Source organism: Protofrankia sp. CiP3, from assembly GCF_917627345.1.
Classification (GTDB): Bacteria; Actinomycetota; Actinomycetes; order Frankiales; family Frankiaceae; genus Protofrankia.
Genome location: NZ_CAKJTM010000186.1, coordinates 3,801 through 5,444, shown reverse-complemented (window position 1 = coordinate 5,444; position 1,644 = coordinate 3,801). Strand labels below are relative to the sequence as shown.

The 1,644-nt window shown below is 68.4% G+C and carries 1 protein-coding gene and 1 pseudogene; both read right to left on the bottom strand.

Going from position 1 to position 1,644, the window contains the following annotated elements; genetic code table 11:
- Positions 1 to 286: 286 nt before the first annotated feature.
- On the bottom strand, positions 287 to 562 hold the full coding sequence (locus tag MJ797_RS25805) for a hypothetical protein (RefSeq protein WP_239342222.1): 276 nt from the start codon (positions 560 to 562) through the stop codon (positions 287 to 289).
- 7 nt (positions 563 to 569) lie between these two features.
- A pseudogene (locus MJ797_RS25800) lies at positions 570 to 1,631 on the bottom strand (IS256 family transposase); the annotation flags it as partial.
- Positions 1,632 to 1,644: the final 13 nt, after the last annotated feature.

Genomic DNA, 1,644 nt, shown 5'->3' with positions numbered 1-1,644 from the left:
TACGGGGCCTTCCCGCGTTCCGGTAGTTACCGGTCCGCGCCTTTCACCGGCCCGGTCGTGATGCTCACCGTTTTAGCCTGGTCCGTGCCTCGCACCGACGGGTTCCGACGTTTTCGGACAGAGACCCGCGCAGGCGGCGGTTCTTCAGTTGTGGGATGTTCCGGCCCTCGTGCTCACCGATCCGGCTCTCTGCCGGGCCGCTGCCGTGGCGGTGTGGTTCACAGTATCGCTGTCGATGTGCTGATGGGAGGTGGCGCGCCGGGTTTTCCATGGCTCGGCGTGGTCCTTACAGCTCCTCCTGCGGGATGAGATCGGCCGCAGCGACGAGCAGATCGAACGCGAAGGCCTCGAGACCGGGGCCGGCGGGGCCGGACAGCTCACGGTAAGCGGCCTGCGCGGCGAGATCACCAGCGAGGCGGACGAGCAGGGCCCCGGCCTGGTGGAGCAGATCGACGAGGTCCTCGGCGTCGTCGCGGCGCAGTGCGACGGTGTCAGTGAGCACGGCCGCAGCCGGGTCCTCGGGCAGGAAGGCCGTCTCGGCGGGGTCCATGGCCGGGATCATGCCCGCTTCACAGGGCCAGGTCGGGGATCCGGCCAGGGTAGGCGGTCGCGAGCTCGGCGAGCGCCGGTTTCCAGCCCTGCGCGGCGTGTCCCTCGATGAGTTTCCCCGGGGCGGTGCGGCCGGTCCGTGGTTTGCCGGCCTCCTTCGCACGGGCACGGGCACGTTTGTCCTCGATATCGACGATCGCCAGCCACAGCAGCTTCACGACCGCGTCGTTCGACGGGAAATGCCCCCGATTCTTGATGATTTTCCGCAGCTGGTAGTTGAAGCTTTCGATCGCATTCGTCGTGTAGATGATTCTTCGCAGGTTAGGGGTGAACTCCAGAAACGGGACGAACTGCTCCCAGGCCCGTTCCCAGACCGCCACCGCCGCCGGATGCTTCCTGCCGAGCTCGGACTCGGAGAACTCCAACAGTGCCTGCTCGGCCGCGTCCAGGCACGGCGCGGTGTAGATAGGCCGCAGCGCGGCCGCGAGCTTCTTGCGGTCCGTGTAGGAGGCATACCGCAGCGCCGAGCGGATCAGATGGACCGTGCAGGTCTGCACCGTCGTGCGACCGTAGACGGTGCCGATCGCCTCGGGTAGCCCGGTCAGCCCGTCACAACACACGATCAGGATGTCGCGCACCCCGCGGTTACGCAGCTCGGCCATCACCGCGGCCCAGTGCCGGGCGCCCTCGTTCTGCTCGACCCAGATCCCCAGCACGTGCTTGACCCCGTCCAGGTCGACCCCGACCGCCAGGTGCACCGCCTTGGTACGCACCGACCCCCCGTCGCGGACCTTCGCGACCAGCGCATCGACGTAGACGACCGGATACACCTCGTCCAGGGGCCGGTGCTGCCAGGCCTTCACGTCCTCGAGCACCTCGTCGGTGATCCGCGAGATCGTGTCGTGCGACACCTCTACCCCGACCGTGCGGGCCAGATGGTGGCAGACGTCGCGGACCGTCATCCCGCCGGCGTACAGCGAGATCACCGTGTCTGACAGGCCCCCGACCCGCCGGTCGCCCTTCGGGATCAGCCGCGGCTCGAACGTCCCGGCCCGGTCGCGTGGCACGTCGAGCTGGACCGGCGACCTCGGTCAG